The organism is Clostridium sp. RTP31139st1_H3_RTP31139_211217, from assembly GCF_040227035.1.
GTDB lineage: Bacteria > Bacillota > Clostridia > Clostridiales > Clostridiaceae > Clostridium > Clostridium saudiense.
The window spans coordinates 1-17,365 of sequence record NZ_JBCOAB010000059.1; the positions used below are offsets into that span (position 1 = coordinate 1).

Sequence of the window (17,365 nt, forward strand, 5' to 3'; positions counted from 1 at the left end):
ATTATATATGAAATATGAAGAAATACCGTATTATTCAAAAAAGAATATGCGGTATTTTTTAGTGCACAATTCAAAAAAAAGAAAGTGATTATAAGAAATGTTGGAAATAAATAAGGCAAGGGAACAACAGTTAAAAGAAAGAATTAAAAGATTAGAAAGCTATGTTTATGAAGGTGATGATACACCACAGCTTAAGAAAATATATGAAGATCAAATACAATTTTTAAGAGAAGAGTTGAAGGGGCTAAAAAATAAAAATTAATCGAAAATAAAATGCTCGTAAATGAGCAATTATGTATAAAGGAGATACAATGAGAGAAGAAAAGCTAAAAGACATAAGAGAAAAATTACAATTATATCCAATAAGAACAATTAAAATAGAAGATATGAAACTTGAATTAGAAGAGTTGGAGCTAGGAGAAACTTTAAAGTCACAGGGATATGAAGAAGCAGTACAATGTTCTCCAAGATGCAAAAACAATGATGAATTAATTTATAAAAAAAATAGCTTAAAAGCAAGAATAGCTTATTATGAAACAGTAAATAAGAGAGTTGATAATTGGCTAAATTTAATTAAAACTTTAAAAGCTAAAGAAGCTATTATATGCATATATATAAATAAAATGAGTAAAACACAAGCTGCTAAAAGGTTGGATAGATGCAGGAGACAAATAGATAATTTAGTAAGACAAGGTGAAGAAGAAATATATAATTCAATTTATAACAAGAGTGAAAATTTCCATAAAGTTTCTTAGAAATTTCTATAAAATTTCCGAAAAATTTCTCACAAATTTCTAAAAATACATGATATCCTAGTATTATAGAAAATATGGAAAGCGCTTAGACAAGTTCTAAGTGCTTTTTTTTATTAAAAAAGAGGTGAGTGTATTGTGACGATAAGAGAAATATTAAAAGAATCTCAACCAGATTATTATAGAAAGTTAGTTAAGAAGCACTCTAATAAAAAGCCTGAAAAACTAACTGAAAAAGAAATTAAAGAATTGATGGGGCATAGTGCTTACAAAAGAGGAGCTGGTGGAGCAATTAGGCAGGTGAAGCAATGAATACTGTTGAGCCTATAAGGGATTTTTCGATGATACTAGATATAGCAGATTATTTAAAGTCTAAAAATAAAAGAGATTATGTATTATTTATGACTGGAATATATCTAGGAAGAAGAGTAACTGATATGCTATCTTTCAAGGTTAGAGATGTAAAGAATAAAAGTTATATCTATTTTAGAGAAGGAAAAACAAATAAAGAGTCTAGAATAGCAATAAATGATGAACTTAAAAAAATATATAAAGAATATACCAAAGAAATGAATGATTATGAATATCTATTTAAAAGTAGACAAGGTAAAAATAAGCCGATAACAAGACAAAGAGTTTGGCAAATTTTAAATAATGCAGCAAATTATTTTGAGTATAAAGAAAATATAGGTTGTCATACATTAAGAAAAACTTTTGGATATTGGTTATATCAAGAAAGTAAAGACGCTGTTGCTATAAAAGATTTATTAAATCATAGTGATATTTCAGTGACAAAAAGATATATAGGAGTTACTCAAGACAGTAAAGATAGTTTAGTTAAGGGGTTATCGTTTAATAGTAAGAAACGATAATTTTTTTATTTTTTACTATTATGTTTTACTTATTTTGATGATGTAAAAAATAAGGTAGAAAAATTAAAAGCATATATTAGTAAGAAATTTTAAATGAAAGTTTTACAGAATTACTAGATAAGTAAAACTAAACAAATTTATAAAATATGCTTTAAAGTAAGTAATATCAATGTTTAGAGAGGAATGTGATAAGTAGGAGAAAAAAATAGAATTTATAATTAAAAAATAATTTGGGAAATACCTTTAAAAATTTAGGTTTTAAAAAGTCAATTGTCCAAAATGTTAGGAGGTGTTTTTACATGGCAAAAAGTAAATTGAATGATGTTTTAAAAAGGCTTGAAGACATTGAAATTTGGGCATCTATGGGATTATCGGAAAGTCAAATTGCTTATAATTTAGGGATAAGTAGGTCAAGTCTTGAAAACTATAAAAAGCAGAATTTGGACATTGTAAACAGTCTAAAAAGGGGTAAAAGTAGAGCTAGTTTTAAAGTTGAAAATGCATTATATAAAAAGGCTACTGGATATGTAGTTAAAGAAACAGTTCCTTGTAAAGTTAAGGAGAATTATTATGATGATAATGGTAATAAATGCATGAAAGAAAATATAGTTGTAGTAGAAACTGAAAAGGAAGTTCCAGCAGATGTTCAAGCTATAAAGTTCTGGTTGATTAATAAGGAAAAAGGAAAGTGGAAAGAGAATCCATCAAAGGTGGAGATTGATAGAGCTCTATTAGAGATAAGAAAAAAACAAGCAGAGCAAGGTGAGTGGTAATGAGCACAGGGGTATTAAAAAAGTTTTATTCGTCAGATGAATGGTTAAGATTTAGAGAAATAATATTACTTGATAGACGTAAGCATGATGGTATTCATTGTGAGAGATGTGATAAAAGGATAGTAATATCAAAGCATATACAAGTACATCACATAATAGAGCTTACAGAAGATAATTATACAGATAAGATGATAAGTCTTAATCCTGATAATGTCGAGGTATTATGTCATATATGCCACAATAAACATCATGGACGTTTTAATGGTGGAGGACATAAGAGAAAAGAGAAGTCAGTATATATTGTCTATGGACCACCAATGAGTGGAAAGACTTCATATGTAATTGAACATATGGAAAAGGGAGATATAGTTGTAGATATGGATAGTCTTTATAAAGCAGTTACATTACTTCCTAAATATGATAAGCCTGATAATCTTAAATATAATGTATTCGCTATAAGAAATTCCATAATAGAAAATATTAAGAGAAGATATGGGGGCTTTAGAACAGCTTGGATTATAGGTGGATATCCAAGAAAGGTAGAGAGAGAACGACTAGCGAAGGAGACAAACGCTAATCTAATATTTCTAGATGTAGATAAAGAAACATGTATAAAAAGATTAGAAGCATGCAATGACTATAGAGCTGATCATAAAGAAGAATGGATAAATTATATTGATAAATGGTTTTCTGAATACAGAAGATAGCCTCCCCCATGTAAAAATTTTTTGGGACTAAGAAGGACCGAGAAGGAAGATAGGTAATTTATGCACACACCAAAATTTTGACTTTTTTTGAAAAAGTTTTGGAAATGAGGTGAAAAAGGTGAAAGTCAAAAGAGAATATGAAAGAATAAAAGAAATATTTAGTAAGGCAGATGAAACATTATTAGAGTTAAATGACGGTTCTATTTGGGAAGCTGCTAGAATTAAAGTAGAGCTTGATGAACTTCACGAAATAATTAAGGTGAGTGGACGTATAAAAATAAACCCTAAAAATCCAACTATGCAGAAAGAGTTACCAGTATCAAAAACTATTGAAAAGATAAGAGCAAGTTATATTAATTATATGATTAAGCTTTCAAAAGTGTTGGGAACTACTTTAGATGATGATGAAGAGGAATTAAATGACTACGAATAATATCTTAGAAAGAAGTTGGATATTAAAATATATTGATTTAATTGATAATGAGGAAATAATTGTTGGAGAAGAGTTATATTTACAACTTGAAAAATTAAAAAAAGAATTAACAGATCCTATTTATCAAAACATAATGAATATAAAAATAGATTTTGAAGCTTCTGAAAAGCGTATTAAGTTTATTGAAAATGAATGTAAGCACTTTGAGGCCCCACATGCAGGTAAGCCGTTCATATTAGAAATATTTCAAAGGGCATTTGTAGAAGCTATATTTGCTATAAAAATATATGATGAAGAAGTTGGAAGGTATGTCCGAAAGTATCAGGATATACTTTTTTTAGTTGGCAGAAAAAATGGTAAAACTCCACTTATTGGAGCTATTTGTTTATCAGAATGGTTTTGTGGAGAAATGGGAAAGAAAATTCTTTGTGCTTCTAATGATTATGAACAGGCTGGATTAATGTTTGATGCTATAAATTCTATGAGAGAGGAAAGTAGAACTTTAGAGAAAGTTACTAGAAAAAACCTTAAAGGAATTTACTTCGGAAATCCTAAGACTAAGAAGAAAAAAGGAAAGTTTAGTTATCAAAATAAAGGTAGTATAAGAAAACTTTCAGCAAAATCAGGAGCAAAAGAAGGGCGTAATATTGGTATTGGTGCAGTAGATGAAGTTTTTGAGATGGAAGATGATACTCTTGTAATGCCTATAAGACAAGCTTTATCAACTCAAGATGAGCCATTATATTTTGAATTAACCACAGAGGGATTTACCCAGGATGGGTATTTAGATAAAAGGTTAATTGACGCTAGAAAAGTTCTAAATGGAGAAAAGCAGAATGAAAGATGGCTTATTTGGTTATATACCCAAGATTGCGAGGAAGAAGTTTGGGAAGATGAAGCAAGTTGGCAAAAAAGTAATCCTGGAATAGGTAAAATAAAAAAATGGTCATTTTTAAGAAGAATGATAGAAGAAGCAAGAGACAGTTCTAGCACTAAAGCCTTTGTATTAGCAAAAGACTTTAACGTTAAACAGAATAATGCCCAAGCATGGCTAAGCAATAAGGTAATTGAAAATGAATTAGAAGCTAATATAGGGGATTTTAAGGGTAAAATAGGAATTGGTGCTGCAGACCTTTCAGAAACAAATGACTTAACAAATGCCAGAATATTATTTTATGATCCTAAAACAAAATCAAAGGCAACTTTTTCAAAATACTTTATTCCAGAATCTAAATTAAGAGATATGGAAGATGGAGAAACAAAGAATAGATTTAGAGAATGGATAAAAGATGGCTATATTCATGAGTGTGAAGGTAATGAAGTTGAGCAGTCAGATGTAGTTGAATGGTTTGTTATGCTGTATAAGAAATATAAAATAAAAACTTTTGTTACTGGATATGATAAATGGCAAGCTAAAGCCTTTAAAAGTGGCATGGAGGATTATGGCTTTGATGTTGAAAAGATAGGCCAAGCTTTTGAATTATCGGCAGCTATGGATAAAGTTGAAGCTGATTTAAAAGATAACTTATTAAATTATGCACAAAATCCAGTTGATATAATGTGCTTAAAGAATGTATCAGCGAAATGGAAGAGTGATGGAACTAAAAGAGCTCCTGTTAAGGTTCAAGGTAAACCTGATAACTGGATAGATGGAGCTGTAACAATATTAATCGCTTATGAAACCTTAAATCGATATAAAAAAGATTATACAGATATAGTGAGGAGGTGAGTAAAATAGGGATATTTAATTTTCTTAAAGGTGCTAAAAAGACAATGCAAAATATGAAATATGCAAAAATGATGAATGGTTATACTCCTGTATTTAGTCAATTTGGGAATGATGTATATGCAAGTGATATAGTTCAAAATGCAATATCAATAATATGTAATGATATGAGTAAGCTATTGCCTAAACATATAAGAATAGATCCTAAGACTGGAATGCAAACAGTAGAAAATGATGAACTGAATAGATTATTAAAATTTGGACCTAATCAATTAATGACAACATCGGATTTTATTTCTAAGATTGTATTTCAGTATGAATATAATAAAAATGCGTGGATATATCCAACATATAATAAAATTCCTTTAGGAAATGGGAAGTATAAAAGATACTATACTGGTTTATGGCCATTAAATCCAAGTTCGGTTGAATTTCTAGAAGATACTACAGGAAAATTATTTGTAAAATTTTATTTTGCTGATGGAGAGCCATATGTATTACCGTATGATGACGTTATTCATTGGAGAAAAGATTATAGTTTAAATGACTTTATGGGGGGAGACCAGAATGGAAATCCTAACAATAAAGGATTATTAAAATTATTAAATGCTAATGACACAATACTTCAAGGAATAGAAAAGGGAGTTAAAGCTAGTTTTTCAATAAGAGGAGTTTTAAAGATAAATACAATGCTTGATGAAGAAAAACAAGAAGAGGAGCGCCAAAAATTTGAAGCAAAAATAAAAAATGGAGAAAGTGGAATATTAGCAATTGATAATAAGAGTGATTATATACCTATAACTGTAGATCCTAAGTTTATTGATAAAGATACAATGGAGTTTATTGATAATAGAGTATTAGCTAATTATGGAGTATCTAGACCTATATTTAATGGTGATTTTACAGAAGAGCAATATCAATCATATTATGAGAAGAAATTAGAACCTATGATTATAAGTTTAGGTAGAGCCTTCACAAAAATACTCTTCACTAATAGGCAATTAGAAATAGGACATGAAATAATTTTTTATCAACAGGGTTTAATGTATATGAATACAACAAATAAAATAAATGCTGTAGATATATTAACTAGGATTGGAACATTAACAGATAATCAAGTTTTATCTATATTTGGATATCCTCCATTTGAGGGTGGAGATGTAAGAAAACAATCTTTAAATTATATTAATAGGGATATTGCTGACCAATATCAATTAATGAGTTCTGTAAAGAAAGGAAAGGAGGAGAATAGTGAGTAAAGTTAAAAATGAACAGAGATTTATTGAAATGAGAGCTGTGGACAATGAAGAAGGGAAAATGATAATTGAAGGTTATGCAATTACATATGACCAACCTGCAACACATGTATATGGAAGTAGAAAGTTTACAGAAGTAATAAAAAGGGGTGCTTTAGATTATACAGATATGGAAGATGTACCATTAAGATATAATCATAATGACACTTGGTGTATTATGGCCAGAACTAGAAATAAAAGTTTGCAGCTAATTAAAGATGAAAGAGGATTAAAAATAGTAGCAGAGTTAATTGATACTCAAAGTAACAGAGACATCTATAAATCTATCCAGGAAGGGTTGATTGATAAGATGTCTTTTGCTTTTTCAGTTTCTGATAAAGGGGATAATTGGACTTATGGAGATGAAGAAACTGTAAGGGAAGTTACAGCCATAAGAAAGCTCTATGACGTAAGTGTTGTTGACACTCCATTTTATGATGCAACTTCCGTATATGCGAGAAGCTTTGAATTATTAGAATCTCATTTAAATCAAATTAATGGAATAGATTTAAGAAAAAGAAAATTGCAAATGCGATTTAAATATAAAAATAATTAATTAAAAGGAGAAAGTAAATTATGAATTTAGAAAAATTATTACAACAAGCGAAAGAAGAAAGAGCAGCATTATATGATAGTATTGCAACAGCAAATAATGCATCAGAATTAGATAAAATTGAATTAGATATTAGAAAAGCAGATATGAAAATTAAAAATTTAGAAGAGCAAATAGCAGAAAGAGATGCAGGAGAAGGAGAAGATCCAGCAGCAAGAGGTGATAATGATGGAGAAGGTCCAGAACAAAGAACATTTAATCCATTAGGAACATATGGAGGAAATCCATCAAGAAGAAGTATAGAGGGGGAAGAGGACATGTATAGCTCATTAGAATATAGACAAGCGTTTAGAAATTATATAGTTAGTGGAACACCAATTCCAGAAAAGTTTAAAAATGAAGAGAGATCAGCAGAGTTAACAGTTGTAGGAGATGTTGCAGCAGTTATACCAACTACTATTATGAATAAAGTAATTGAGGATTTAACAGTAGAAGGGAAAATAATTAATAAAATAACTCAAACTCAATATCAAGGCGGAGTTGCTATACCTATTAGTGAAATAATGCCAGAAGCAACTTGGTTATCAGATGAAAGCACACCTTCAGATGAAAAGAAAGCAAAAATGGAAGCTAAAATAACGTTTGGATATCATATGTTAGAGGCGAAGGTTGCGATTGGTTTATTAGCTGCAACAGTAGCGTTACCAATATTTGAGCAAACAATGGTAAAGCAACTTAAAAAGGCTATGATTAGAGCTATCGAAACGGCAGTTGTAAGTGGTTCAGGTAGTGGACAACCTTTAGGATTAACAAAAATTGCAGATTTACCAGAAAAGAATATTGTAACATTTAGTGAAGCAGAAGTAGGAACTGTTAAAGGCTGGGCAAAGGCTGAAGCTGCAGTTGATGAAGCATATGATAATGATAGTTTAGTTTACATGATGAACAAACAAACTTGGGAAATGCATTTAAATTCAATGGTAGATACTACAGGGCAAAAGATAGGCCTAGGAAGAATAGATGAAAAAGGAAGAAAAATATTAAATGGTAGAGAAGTATTAACAACAGATCAATTCAAAGGTTATGATAATGCATCAGAAGAAGAAGTGTTTGGAGCATTAGTAAACTTAGAACAATATTTATTAAATTCTAACTTATCTATGTACTATAAAAAGTATTTTGATGAAGATAAAAATAAGTGGATTCATAAATGCTTAATGATTGTAGATGGAAAAATGGCAATAGGAAAGGATAGCTCCAATAAATTAGTTGGTGCAGGTGGATTAATTTATTTAAAGAAAAAAAGTGTATCTAGAGCAAGAACGAAAAATTTACAAGAAGATAAGGAGTAAATATGGAGGAAGAAATTTTAACTTTTGTATTAGCAGACTTAGGAATTACGACAGAGGATGAGGAAGTAATAAGGAATATAAAAGGTAAAATAAGAGCTGTTAAGCAATATCTTATAAATGGAGGCCTTCAAATAAAAGAGGATAGCAAAGAAGAGGTATTTGCTTGTATATCAATAGGTGTTAATGATTTATTAAATAATAAGTCGGGGGATACTAAGTTTTCCCCTGCTTTTAAAATGTTAGCAATGCAAATTTGTAGGGGGTAAATTTATATGAAGTTTATAAATCCTATATATTTAATAAAAAATGAGCTTACACAAGATGAAAAAATTGGTGGTTGGATAAAAACAGAAAAGAAAAGGAAGGTATTTGCTGATATATCCTCTATATCATTAAGTGAATTTTATAATGCAAAAATAGTAGGAATGAAACCTGAATTAAAAATAAATATGCGAGAATTTGAGTATAAGGGCGAAGAGGCTCTTATATTTTCAAACACTAAATATGTGATTATAAGAACTTATAGTAAAGGTAATGGAATTTTAGAAATAGTTTGTAGTGAATTTGTAGGTGAAAAAAATGAGTAAAGTAAATGTTAAAGGGATATCAAAAGAATTTGCTAAGATACTTTCAGAATACAAAGAAGAGGTTGAAGAGGGTATTTCAATAGCAGGAGATAAAGTTGCTAAGAAGACAGTTAGCAATCTAAAGAAAAACAGTCCTAAAAGGAAAAAGAATGGTGGAGAATATGCAAAAGGTTGGAGAATTACAACTATAAAAGGAAAGAGAATAATCCATAATAAAACTAAGTACCAGTTAACGCATTTACTTGAAAATGGACATGCTAAGGTAAATGGAGGAAGAGTTCCAGGAAAGCCACATATAAAACCTGCAGAAGAACAAGCTATAAAAGAATATGTAAGTGAAGTAGAAAAGGTAATTAAAAGATGACCTTAGAAAAATTATATGCTATTTTGAAGGCTACTGGTTTCCCAGTAGCCTATTCACATTTTGAAGTTAAAACAAGTTTACCTTTTATAACATATTTAGTAGATGGAAGTTCAAATATGTTTGCTGATAATAAAGTATATAAAAAAATTGAAAATATTAAAATTGAACTTTATACAGCAGAAAAGAATTTAGAGGCAGAAAAAAAGTTAGAAGAATTATTAGATGAAAATGAAATATCTTACGAATGTTCAGAGGAATGGATAGAAAAGGAAAGGGTATTTCAACGAATATATGAAGTGGAGTTGATATAAATGACAGCAAGTAAAGAAAATAAAGTTACATTCGGGTTAAAAAATGCACATTATGCAGTTATAGAAAATGAGACAGAAGAGGGCATAACTTATGGAACACCTATAAGAATACCAGGAGCAGTTGAAATAAGCTTAGAGCCAAGAGGAGAAATGACAGAATTTTATGCAGATGACATGTTATATTATGCTGCTCAAAATAATCAAGGGTATGATGGTACATTAAATATTGCTAATATTCCAGATCAATTTGCAATAGATTGTTTAGGAGAGGAACAGGACGAAACAGATAAAGTAATTACAGAAAAAGCTGATAAAGAAGGAAAGCCTTTTGCTCTACTATTTGAGTTTGATGGAGATGTAAAAGCAACAAGACATGTGTTATATAATTGTAGTGCTAATAGACCGACAATAGCATCAACTACAAAGAGTAATTCTAAGGAGCCTAATACAAATGAATTATCTTTTGTATCAAGTCCTAGAAGTACAGATTTATCAGTGAAAACAAAAACCACAACAAGTACACCAGCAAACATTTATGATAACTGGTATAAAAAGGTGTACGAAAAGGCTGCAGCAATGTCTTTGGAGAAAGTAAGTAAAGGGAAGGAGTAAATAATATGGAAAAAACAATATTAATTGATGGAAAACAAGTAACATTTAAATCCACTGCAGCAACACCATTACGTTATAAAAGACAATTTGGGAAAGATTTTTTTGCAGACATAATAAAGTTAAGTGCTTTAGATGGATTAAATAGCAAGAAAATAGATATGAAAAAAATAGACAAATTAGATTTTGATGTTTTTTATAATGTTATTTGGGTTCTTGCAAAAACTGCAGACCATAAAATTCCTGATCCTTTGACATGGCTTGATGGATTTGATGAATTTCCATTGTTTGATATTATTCCAGAACTTCAGGAATTAATATTATCAAGCATAAAAACTAAAAAAAAATAGAAAATTCAAGTGGGGATAGTGAAAGTTTAACAACTGAACTATTCCTTTATTTATGTAAAAAAGTTGAGTTAGATATATATGAATTAGAAGAAATGACAATAGGAATGTGCCTTGACTATATGGACGAATGGATTGAAAGAAATAATAGCAATAATACAAATAATAAACAAGCTAGAAAAGCTACACAAACTGACTTTGACAACTTCTAATATAAGGGGGTGAATGATATGGCAGGAAAAAGCAGAATAAAAGGAATCACTATCGAGTTAGAAGGAAAAACCACAGGGTTAGAAAAAGCCATTAGTGATGTAACAAGTAAGTCTATGGATTTACAAGGAGAGTTACGAGATGTTGAAAGACTATTAAAGTTTGATCCAGGTAATGTTGAGGCATTAGCACAAAAACAAGAGATATTAACTAAGCAACTTGAAAATACTACTGAAAAACTTAATAGATTAAAGGCAGCACAAGCAGAGGTTGAAAAACAATTTAATAGTGGTGAAATTGGTGAAAAACAATACAGAGCCTTTAGAAGAGAAATAGAATACACTGAAAAATCTATAAGTAATTTAAAAGAGAAGTTATCTAGGATGGATGGAGAAGGTATTAAGGAAGTAACAGAAGAGGTTATAGATTTACAAGGTGAATTAAAAGAGGTAGAGAAATTATTAAAATTTGATCCAGGTAATGTTGAGGCGTTAGCTCAAAAGCAAGTGTTATTACAAAAGCAACTTGAAGAATCTAATAAGCAGTTAAATGAATTAAAGCAAACACAAGCAGAGGTTGAAAATCAATTTAAAAATGGAGATATTGGAGAAGGTAAGTATAGATCTTTTAGAAGGCAAATAGAGTTTGCAGAAAAATCAGTTAAAGATTTAGAGAATGAAATATCTCAACTTGATGGAAGCGAAGTACAAGAATTAAGAACAGATTTTAATAGAGTAGAAGAAAGTTCTGACGATGCAAAAGAAAGTGTTAAGGAGTTAGGAAATGAATTACTAGAATTAGCTGCAGGAGCTGCCGCAGTTGATGGAATTGGTGGAGTAATTGAAAAAGCCTTAGAAGTATCAAGTACTAATACTAAAATTGATATAACTTTCGACGTACCAGAAGAGTCAAAACAGAGTGTAAAAGAAGCTATAAACTCGGTGAGTGCGTATGGCGTAGATGCAGAAGAGGCTTTAGAAGGTGTTGGGAGACAATGGGCCTTAAACAAAGATGCAACAGATGAAAGTAATTCTTCTGTAATAAAGTCAGCAGGTGCAATAGCTGCAGCTTATAATGAAATAGATTTTACTGAACTTATTCAGGAAAGTAATGAGATGGCAAGTAGCATGAATATGTCTAATGAAGAAGCTTTGGCAATGGTAAATTCGTTGTTAAAGATAGGATTTCCACCAGATCAGTTAGATATAATATCTGAATATGGGAGTCAACTTGCACGTGCTGGGTATAATGCAGAAGAAATACAAGGTATTATGGCAGCTGGTGTTGAGACAGGAACTTGGAATATAGATGTACTATTAGATGGTCTAAAAGAGGGAAGAATCGTTTTATCGGAATTTGGGCAAACAGTAGATGATACAACTGCAAAAATGCTAGGCACTACAGGAGAACAATTACAAAAGTGGGGTAAAGCTGTGGCTGCAGGTGGAGAAGAGGGTAAAAAAGCAATGCAAGAGGTTGCACAGGCTATAAAAAATATAGATGATGCGACAATACAAAACCAAGCTGGAGTCGCTATTTTTGGAACCTTATGGGAAGAGAATGGAACTAAAGTAACAGATGCAATTTTAGGAATGAATGATAACCTTTCTACAACAAGTGAAAATTTAGGAGAACTAAATGAATTAACATCGGGATTAGATGTAGATCCTGCAATAGCAATGCAACAAGCTATGTTAGATTTGCAATTAGCATTACAACCATTGTTAATATTTATTGCTGAATTAATTGGACATATAGCACAGTGGATACAAGATAATCCAACTTTGGCGGCAACAATAACTGCAGTCTTAACAGTTTTAGGAATATTGATGGGGCTATTTATGGCATTATCGCCTATAATCACAGCACTAACTGGATTATCTACAGCTTTAGGAGTTGGAATTGGGACTATAGCATTACCAGTTTTAGCAGTTATAGCAGCAATAGCAGCATTAATAGCAATAGGAGTATTGCTATATAAAAATTGGGATGAAATAAAAGCTAAATCTATTGAAATTTGGGGAAGTATAAAGAATTTCTTTAGTGAAACATGGAGTAATATAAAAGAAATTTTTTCAAATGGATTAGAAATAGTTAAATCTTATGTAAAGGAAAAGTTCAGCAATATAAAAGATTCTATTTCAGGAAAAATGAAAGAAGTTAAAGAGACAATATCAAACATTTGGAACAATGTCATGGATTTCTTTAAAAATATTAATTTATTTGATATTGGTAAAAACATAATTCAAGGACTAATAAATGGTATAAAGAATATGGCTAGTAGCGTTGTTGATAGTGTTAAGGGTGTTGTAGATGGAGCTATTCAAGGAGCTAAAAAGCTATTAGGAATACATTCCCCTTCAAGGGTATTTAAGCAGTTTGGTGTTTATACTGGTGAAGGATTTGTAAATGGTATAACAGAAATGAAAGATGAAGTAGCAAGAGCAGGACAAAGAATGGCTGACGCTTCAATTCCTAATATAGTAGCACCTGATTTCAGCAGTAATGGATCATTAGAGTCAAACCAAATTAATGTATACTTAACAAATGAAACTAAATTGGATAGCAAAACAATAGGAAAAGAAACTAAAAATCTTGTTGTAAATGATGTAGGAAGAAGCGCTAAAAATTATATGGTTAAGAAAGGTAGGGTTAGATTTGCATAGATATTTTATTATTTTTAATAACAAAACTAACTTAGATGTTAAGACGATGATAGAGACAAGACCCTCAAAACCTGCCCCAGAAATGGAATATGAAACAGTTAAAGTACCAGGTGGGAGAACTTTATATATAGAGAAAGGATATAGTGATGTAGAAATACCTATCGAATTTAATTTTATCTCTAAAGATGCATCTGAATGGGATAAGGATTTTAGGATTATAAAGAAATGGTTATTATCCCAAATAAATAATAAATTAAAATTTAGTGATGATTTAGAAGTTTATTATAGAGTTAATTCGGTAGTAATAGATACTCCTGAAAGATTAATAAGAAAAGCTGGGAAATTTACAGTTACATTTCTTTGTGACCCGTATGTTTATATAGATGAAGATGAATTTAAATTAGATAATTATGTGTATAATGATTATTTAGTTTCTAAGCCTATTTATCGTGTTGTAGGGGAAGGATACTTAACTCTTAATATAAATAATAAAGTTATAAAAGCTAATGTAGGACAAGAATTAATTATAGATACTGATAAAGGTCTATGTTTTAAAGAAGGAATAATTAATAATGTAGCTCTTGAAGGTAAATACGAAGATTTATACTTACAAGAAGGTTACAATAACTTTTCTTGGACAGAGGGATTTGAAATTTATATTACTCCTAATTTGAGGTGTTTATAATGATAGAGATATATTTAAAAACTAATACGAATTATGATAAAAATGGAGATATAACTCTAGATCCAACTTCATGTGCATATAAAGATAGTGAAAGTTTAGTGACATTAGAGCATTTTATTGATGATGAAGGTAGATGGAAGTATATTAATTTTGAAAATGTTATTGCTGCAGAGGAAAATGGTAAGAAAAAATTTTATAGAATATATAATGTAGTTAGGGAATTGTATAGTGTAACAGCTTATGCAAGGCCTATTTTTTATGATTTAATAGATAAAGTTTTATTAGATGTAAGACCTACTAATAAAATAGGTCAAGAAGCTTTAAATATAATTTTAGAAGACACAGGATTTACAGGACATAGTAATATTTCAAATTCAAATACCGCTTATTATGTTAGAAAAAACATTGTAGAATCTCTTTTAGGGGATGAAGAAAATTCTTTTATCAATCGTTGGGGTGGAGAGTTCTATTGTGAAAACTTTGATGTTTATATCAATGATAGAATTGGTGCTGATAACGGAGTTAGAGTTGAATTTGGATATAACCTTAATGAAATAGAAGAGGATGTAAATATAGAAGAAGTAGTAACTAGAATAATTCCAGTCGGGTATGATGGAATTATGTTAGAAGGTAATGCTCAATGGGTAGATAGTCCTTTAATAAATAAATATACCAAACCTAAAATGAGGGTTATAGAATTCCCTGATATAAAAGTTAAGGAGAGCTCTGATGATGAAGAAGGTTTTGACACAATAGAAGAAGCTAGAGCTGAATTAATTAAACAATGTAATTTATTATTTGATAATGGGATAGATAAGCCTGTAATAAATTATAAAATTGATATGATTAATTTAGCTAATACTACAGCATATAAAGATTTTAAAATGCTTGTTGAAGTTAACAAAGGAGATACAGTAACTTGTTATATAAAGCATTTAGATATAGATGTTAAAGCTAGAGTTATAGATTATGAAAGAGATTTAATAACTGGAGAATATACTTATATAGAATTAGGTAATGTAGTTAGCAATTTTTTCAATGAACAAGCAGATATACAAAGCAAAGTAAACAATATTTTAAATAGCAATGGTAGTGTTAAAGCACAAACATTAGAAGGTACTATAAATGCTATTCAAACACAATTTAAGGCGATGAAGGATATAGCTCAAAAACAAGATGTAAGAGCGATTTTATTTGAAGACAGAATAGAAGATAGTCCAACTTTTGGATGTATGTGTTTAGGAACTATGGGCTTTGAAATAGCAAGTTCTTTTAAACCTGGAACTAAGGAGTGGGATTTTAGAACATTTGGAACTGGTAAAGGGTTTATAGCAGATCATATAATAGCTGGGATATTATCAGCTGTATTAATACGGAATCTAGATGGGTCTTTTGAAATAGATTTATCTAAAACAGGAGGAGCTCTTTTTAAAAATAATGGCAAAGATGCAATTAGAATTGAAAATAATTCAATAATGCTTTATAACTGGGCGAAAGAAGGAGATTACATTGGTGCATTAACTTCTCTAGTTAGAACAGATGATAGTACAAAGCCTATGATAGGATTAGTCAATGATATTGATTCAGCTCTATCTATAGGGTATCAACATAAAGGAAAAGATGGGGAAGAGTTTAAAAGTTATATAGAATTTGATAAGTATGGAGTTTTAGAAAGACAAAATCCAATTTCTATACTGCAAAATATGGGGATGATGAATTATATAATGAACTTTGGGAAAAATAATGAGCATTCTCTATACAATTCTGTATTTAATAATTTATGTATATCTCATACAGGAAATCTATTATTTGTTGATAAAACAACTGGCAAGACTTACTTTGAAATTGGGTTAGATGAATTTACATTTTATGATGAATCGGGTCAAAAGTTTTTCTGGAAGGATAAAGGAAGAAAGAATTTTTCTATAAATGGAGACTTAGAGATAAATGGAGAAGTTACTGGGGTTATCAGGAATTTTCAGGGTGATGTAATCTATGATAGCAACAATCCAGGAGGGAATGGCGGAGGAGCAGAACAAAACTCTATAATTGAAAGTGCTAGAAAGCTAATTGGTAAACCTTATGTATGGGGTGGTAATTATCCACCATTAGGTTCATCTGCTGGAACTGATTGTAGTGGTTTATGTCAATGGGCTTATAATGATAATGGAATATCTATTAGCAGAACTACTTATACACAAATAAATGAAGGTATTGAAGTTACAGTTAATGATTTGCAACCAGGTGATTTGGTATTTAGCAACTTTAGTTCTCCTGGAGTACCAGAACACGTTTATTTATATAGCGGGAAAAATTCAGATGGACAATTAATGTGTGTTGAAGCTCCTCGAACTGGATTAAACATAAGAGAAAGAGTTTTTACATGGACAAGCAGTATGAGGGCTAGAAGAATATTATCTACTAAAGCTTTAATAAATGAAAATGTAGAATTAAAAAATAAAATTTTAAACATTGAAGAAAGACTATCTAATTTAGAGGAGTTATAGATAGGAGAGATTATGAATACTAAAACAATTAAATTTGATTTAAATAAATATAAATTATATGAAAAAATTAAAGCGAAGCAAGGAGATACTAAAAGTAGATTCTTGCTTTTTCAGTTGTTAGATGGATCAATTCCTTTTAACTTAAAAAATAGAAGTGTAAGAGCATATATGATTAAGCCTGACGGAAGAGAAATATTTAATGATTTAATAGTAAATAATTATAATCTTGGTTATTGTACTTTAGAATTAACTAATCAGGTTTTAGCAGCACAAGGTATAGTAAAAATTGAATTAATGGTTACAGAAGGAGATAAAAAATTAACTTCTTCTGTATTTGAGTTAGAAGTTGTTAAAAGCATTAATAGCGAAAAATCTATTGTATCTACTAATGAATTTACAGCTCTGCTTAATGGATTAGCTGCTTTATCTGAATATGATAATTATAAAAATTCAGTAAAGGAAATGGAAATAAATAAAGCTAATAAAGCTGAAGTTGAAGAAAAATTCATTTCTGTTGAAGAAAAGATAAAAAATAATAGCGAACAATTGGATAACACTACGAACGGGATGTATCTAAGTGATGATACGGTTAATGAAGAAATAGAGCCATTAACTG

Annotated in this window: 21 protein-coding genes; all 21 read left to right on the top strand. The window is 30.0% G+C overall.

Features of this window, described 5'->3' with window-relative positions; translation table 11 throughout:
- Window positions 1-97: 97 nt before the first annotated feature.
- The gene (locus tag ABUA17_RS16435) at window positions 98-262 is read left to right on the top strand and encodes a hypothetical protein (protein ID WP_349818155.1); all 165 of its coding nucleotides are present in this window, start codon (window positions 98-100) and stop codon (window positions 260-262) included.
- Between the two features lie 49 nt (window positions 263-311).
- Complete coding sequence (locus ABUA17_RS16440; protein ID WP_042401651.1) at window positions 312-755, top strand: hypothetical protein; 444 nt, start codon at window positions 312-314, stop codon at window positions 753-755.
- Between the two features lie 135 nt (window positions 756-890).
- Entirely contained in the window at window positions 891-1,064 is a 174-nt protein-coding gene (locus ABUA17_RS16445; RefSeq protein WP_349818154.1) for a hypothetical protein, read from the top strand.
- Window positions 1,061-1,624, top strand: a complete 564-nt coding sequence (locus tag ABUA17_RS16450) for a tyrosine-type recombinase/integrase (protein ID WP_154821289.1) — start codon at window positions 1,061-1,063, stop codon at window positions 1,622-1,624. The genes ABUA17_RS16445 and ABUA17_RS16450 overlap by 4 nt, the downstream gene beginning before the upstream one ends.
- Before the next feature lie 299 nt (window positions 1,625-1,923).
- Window positions 1,924-2,397 carry a hypothetical protein gene (locus ABUA17_RS16455; protein ID WP_288218919.1) on the top strand — a complete coding sequence of 158 codons (474 nt, stop codon included), beginning with the start codon at window positions 1,924-1,926 and terminating at the stop codon, window positions 2,395-2,397.
- Window positions 2,397-3,104, top strand: a complete 708-nt coding sequence (locus ABUA17_RS16460) for an HNH endonuclease (protein WP_154821291.1) — start codon at window positions 2,397-2,399, stop codon at window positions 3,102-3,104. Before ABUA17_RS16455 ends, ABUA17_RS16460 begins: the two co-directional genes overlap by 1 nt.
- A 118-nt stretch (window positions 3,105-3,222) precedes the next feature.
- Complete coding sequence (locus ABUA17_RS16465) at window positions 3,223-3,537, top strand: zinc-binding protein (RefSeq protein WP_154821292.1); 315 nt, start codon at window positions 3,223-3,225, stop codon at window positions 3,535-3,537.
- Entirely contained in the window at window positions 3,524-5,266 is a 1,743-nt protein-coding gene (locus tag ABUA17_RS16470; RefSeq protein WP_349818153.1) for a terminase large subunit, read from the top strand. The genes ABUA17_RS16465 and ABUA17_RS16470 overlap by 14 nt, the downstream gene beginning before the upstream one ends.
- Before the next feature lie 53 nt (window positions 5,267-5,319).
- Complete coding sequence (locus ABUA17_RS16475; protein ID WP_349818152.1) at window positions 5,320-6,522, top strand: phage portal protein; 1,203 nt, start codon at window positions 5,320-5,322, stop codon at window positions 6,520-6,522.
- Window positions 6,515-7,114 (top strand): HK97 family phage prohead protease, encoded by a 600-nt coding sequence (locus ABUA17_RS16480; protein ID WP_349818151.1) that lies wholly within the window; start codon window positions 6,515-6,517, stop codon window positions 7,112-7,114. The genes ABUA17_RS16475 and ABUA17_RS16480 overlap by 8 nt, the downstream gene beginning before the upstream one ends.
- 20 nt (window positions 7,115-7,134) lie before the next feature.
- The gene (locus ABUA17_RS16485) at window positions 7,135-8,463 is read left to right on the top strand and encodes a phage major capsid protein (RefSeq protein ID WP_349818150.1); all 1,329 of its coding nucleotides are present in this window, start codon (window positions 7,135-7,137) and stop codon (window positions 8,461-8,463) included.
- 2 nt (window positions 8,464-8,465) lie between these two features.
- Window positions 8,466-8,729 carry a hypothetical protein gene (locus tag ABUA17_RS16490; RefSeq protein ID WP_349818149.1) on the top strand — a complete coding sequence of 88 codons (264 nt, stop codon included), beginning with the start codon at window positions 8,466-8,468 and terminating at the stop codon, window positions 8,727-8,729.
- A gap of 6 nt (window positions 8,730-8,735) precedes the next feature.
- Complete coding sequence (locus ABUA17_RS16495; protein ID WP_349818148.1) at window positions 8,736-9,050, top strand: hypothetical protein; 315 nt, start codon at window positions 8,736-8,738, stop codon at window positions 9,048-9,050.
- A complete protein-coding gene (locus tag ABUA17_RS16500) occupies window positions 9,043-9,414 on the top strand; it encodes an HK97 gp10 family phage protein (RefSeq protein WP_349818147.1) in 372 nt (123 codons plus the stop codon). Before ABUA17_RS16495 ends, ABUA17_RS16500 begins: the two co-directional genes overlap by 8 nt.
- The gene (locus ABUA17_RS16505) at window positions 9,411-9,725 is read left to right on the top strand and encodes a hypothetical protein (protein WP_154821300.1); all 315 of its coding nucleotides are present in this window, start codon (window positions 9,411-9,413) and stop codon (window positions 9,723-9,725) included. The genes ABUA17_RS16500 and ABUA17_RS16505 overlap by 4 nt, the downstream gene beginning before the upstream one ends.
- Window positions 9,726-10,337: a major tail protein gene (locus ABUA17_RS16510; RefSeq protein ID WP_154821301.1), complete on the top strand. Its 612-nt coding sequence runs from the start codon at window positions 9,726-9,728 to the stop codon at window positions 10,335-10,337.
- Between the two features lie 5 nt (window positions 10,338-10,342).
- A complete protein-coding gene (locus tag ABUA17_RS16515; protein WP_154821302.1) occupies window positions 10,343-10,684 on the top strand; it encodes a hypothetical protein in 342 nt (113 codons plus the stop codon).
- 227 nt (window positions 10,685-10,911) lie between these two features.
- On the top strand, window positions 10,912-13,557 hold the full coding sequence (locus ABUA17_RS16520; RefSeq protein ID WP_349818146.1) for a phage tail tape measure protein: 2,646 nt from the start codon (window positions 10,912-10,914) through the stop codon (window positions 13,555-13,557).
- Window positions 13,550-14,242 (top strand): distal tail protein Dit, encoded by a 693-nt coding sequence (locus tag ABUA17_RS16525; RefSeq protein WP_154821384.1) that lies wholly within the window; start codon window positions 13,550-13,552, stop codon window positions 14,240-14,242. Before ABUA17_RS16520 ends, ABUA17_RS16525 begins: the two co-directional genes overlap by 8 nt.
- Window positions 14,242-16,749 (top strand): phage tail spike protein, encoded by a 2,508-nt coding sequence (locus ABUA17_RS16530; protein ID WP_349819629.1) that lies wholly within the window; start codon window positions 14,242-14,244, stop codon window positions 16,747-16,749. The genes ABUA17_RS16525 and ABUA17_RS16530 overlap by 1 nt, the downstream gene beginning before the upstream one ends.
- A gap of 12 nt (window positions 16,750-16,761) precedes the next feature.
- Window positions 16,762-17,365 (top strand): BppU family phage baseplate upper protein (locus ABUA17_RS16535; RefSeq protein WP_349818143.1); only part of this gene is annotated, 604 nt, incomplete at its 3' end.